Source organism: Rhodococcus sp. YH1, from assembly GCF_009939605.1.
In the GTDB taxonomy this organism is placed as follows: Bacteria; Actinomycetota; Actinomycetes; order Mycobacteriales; family Mycobacteriaceae; genus Rhodococcus; species Rhodococcus aetherivorans.
Genome location: NZ_WVTE01000171.1, coordinates 1 through 2,539 on the forward strand (window position 1 = coordinate 1; position 2,539 = coordinate 2,539).

The 2,539-nt window shown below is 70.7% G+C and carries 4 protein-coding genes; 2 read left to right on the top strand and 2 right to left on the bottom strand.

Annotated features, from left to right (window positions below; translation table 11 throughout):
- A partial coding sequence (locus AIIKEEIJ_RS13700; RefSeq protein ID WP_161995873.1) for a DUF520 family protein occupies positions 1–139 on the top strand: 139 nt, incomplete at its 5' end.
- 12 nt (positions 140–151) lie between these two features.
- On the opposite strand, the gene htpX is transcribed toward AIIKEEIJ_RS13700, so the two are convergent.
- Both htpX and AIIKEEIJ_RS13710 read right to left on the bottom strand, forming a co-directional pair.
- Positions 152–1,012 carry a zinc metalloprotease HtpX gene (gene htpX / locus AIIKEEIJ_RS13705; RefSeq protein WP_161995874.1) on the bottom strand — a complete coding sequence of 287 codons (861 nt, stop codon included), beginning with the start codon at positions 1,010–1,012 and terminating at the stop codon, positions 152–154.
- Between the two features lie 108 nt (positions 1,013–1,120).
- Positions 1,121–2,167 (bottom strand): polyprenyl synthetase family protein, encoded by a 1,047-nt coding sequence (locus tag AIIKEEIJ_RS13710; protein ID WP_161995875.1) that lies wholly within the window; start codon positions 2,165–2,167, stop codon positions 1,121–1,123.
- A gap of 137 nt (positions 2,168–2,304) precedes the next feature.
- On the opposite strand from AIIKEEIJ_RS13710, the gene AIIKEEIJ_RS13715 reads away from it, so the two are divergent.
- The coding region (locus AIIKEEIJ_RS13715; protein WP_161995876.1) for an FAD-dependent oxidoreductase at positions 2,305–2,539 on the top strand (235 nt) is incomplete at its 3' end.

The following is a 2,539-nucleotide window of genomic DNA, read 5'->3' on the forward strand; positions in this document are numbered from 1 at the left end:
CCCGAAGGGTGTCAAGGCGCAGATCCAGGGCGAGGAGCTGCGCGTGAGCAGCAAGAAGCGCGACGACCTGCAGGCCGTGATCGCACTGCTCAAGAACGCCGACCTCGACATCGCGCTGCAGTTCGTCAACTACCGGTAGGCCCCCGGGGCGCTACCCGCCGCGGGCCATGCGCTCGAGCCGGTCGATGCGCTCGGCCATGGGCGGGTGGGTCGAGAACAACCGGCTCACCCGCTCCCCCGCCCGGAACGGGTTGGCGATCATCAGGTGCGACTGCGCGGCGATCCGGGGTTCGGGCGGCAGCGGCGCCGCCTGGGTGCCCCGCTCGAGCTTGCGCAGCGCCGACGCCAGCGCCAGCGGATCGCCGGTGAGTTCGGCGCCGGACTGATCCGCCTGATACTCGCGCGAGCGCGACACGGCGAGCCGGACGACCGTGGCCGCGATGGGCCCGAGCAGCGACACCAGCAGCAGAGCCAGCGGATTGGTGCCCTGGTCGCGGTTGCCGAACATGTTCGCGAACAGTGCGAGATTCGCCAGCCCCGAGATCACCGCCGCCATCGCCCCGGCCACCGACGAGATCAGGATGTCCCGGTTGTAGACGTGCGACAGCTCGTGCCCGAGCACGGCGCGCAGCTCCCGCTCGTTCAGGATCTGCAGGATCCCGGTGGTGCAGCACACCGCCGCGTGGCGCGGATCGCGGCCCGTCGCGAACGCGTTGGGCGCATTGGTCGGGCTGATGTACAGCCGGGGCATCGGCTGATGGGCCGTGGTCGCGAGCTCGCGCACGATCCGGTACACCACCGGCGCCTCCACCTCGGTGATCGGTTGGGCGTGCATCGCACGCAGCGCCAGCTTGTCGCTGTTGAAGTACGCGTAGGCGTTCATCCCGACGGCGAGAACGATCGAGCCGATCAGGATCGTCGGGTTCCGGAACAGGGCGCCGATGAACACGATGAGGGCGGACATCCCGATGAGGAGCCCCGCCGTCTTCAGCCGGTTCGCATACCCGTGCACGTCACGCCTCTTCCCGATTCGTCGATCTTGCTCGAATGTTCAACGAAACAGGGCGGGGAGCGGGTTCCCCACCGTCACTCCCCGCAACGGCCGTCCCGGCTTCCGGGTCTACCCCACGCGCGCAATCGTGTAGTCGACGAGCCGTCGCAGGGCCTCGTTCGCCGGTCCCGGCGGCAGCGACGCCAGCTCCGCGCGGGCCTTGTCCGCGTACTCGCCCAGCGTCCGCTTCGCGGCGGCCATCCCCGGCGACCGTGCCAGCAGCATCAGGGCCTCGTCGACGGCGGCCTCGTCCTCCACCGGCCCGGCCAGCAGTTCCCGCAGCCGGTCGGCCTCGGGTCCGGACTCGCGGAAGGCGTAGAGCACCGGAAGGGTGTGGACCCCCTCACGCAGGTCCGTTCCCGGAGTCTTGCCGGACTCCACCGAGGCCGACGAGATGTCGATGATGTCGTCGGCGATCTGGAACGCGGTGCCGACGGCGTCGCCGAGCCGTTCCAGTTGTGCGATCTGTTTCGCATCCGCGCCGGAGAACGTCCCGCCGAACCGCCCGCTCGTCGCGATCAGCGAGCCGGTCTTCTCCCACACCACCTTGAGGTAGTGCTCGACCGGGTCGCGTTCCTTCCCGGTGCCGATGGTCTCTCGCATCTGCCCGGTCACGAGTTCGGCGAACGTCTCGGCGATGGTCCGCACGGCGTCGGGGCCGAGGGTCGACACCAGCCGCGACGCGTGGGCGAACAGGAAGTCCCCGGCGAGGATGGCGACGCTGTTGCTCCACCGCGCGTTGGCGCTGGGCGCCCCCCGGCGCATGGTGGCCTCGTCCATCACGTCGTCGTGGTACAGCGTGGCCAGGTGCACCAGTTCGACCGCGGTCGCCGCCGTGACGACCGCCGCATCGTCGGGCTCCGGCCCGAGCTGGGCGCTGAGGAGCGTGAACAGCGGACGGAACCGCTTGCCGCCGGCCTTGGCGAGATGCAGCGCGACCTCGGTCAGGAAGTCCTCGCCGTCGGACAGCTCCGAGATCAGCAGTTCCTCGACCCGGGCGAGGCCGTCCCGGACGGCGGCCGCCAGGACCGGATCGCCGAGGTCCACCCCGGCCACCACCGTGTCCGACGTCGCGCCGGACGGACCGGCGGACTGCGCCGCCCCTTCAGTGCTCACGATGAGATACCCATCCTGTTCTGTCGACCCGGCTGTTGCTGTCCGCTGTCGAATCGGCTCCACGGTAGTGAACCTAGCCGCTCCGCCGGGCGGCTACCTCCCCGAGGCACCGAAGCCGTGCCTGGAAAGATGGAGCCGTGGTGGCAGAACACGCTGCGTCCGAACCGCGGCACAACCTTTCCGAGATCCCCGACCGTACCGACGTGCTCGTCGTCGGCGCAGGTCCCGCAGGGTCGGCAGCCGCCGCCTGGGCGGCCCGCGCCGGGCGCGACGTGCTGCTCGTCGACGCCGCGACCTTCCCCCGGGACAAGACGTGCGGCGACGGCCTGACGCCGCGGGCGGTGGCCGAGCTCGACCGGCTCGGCCTCGGCG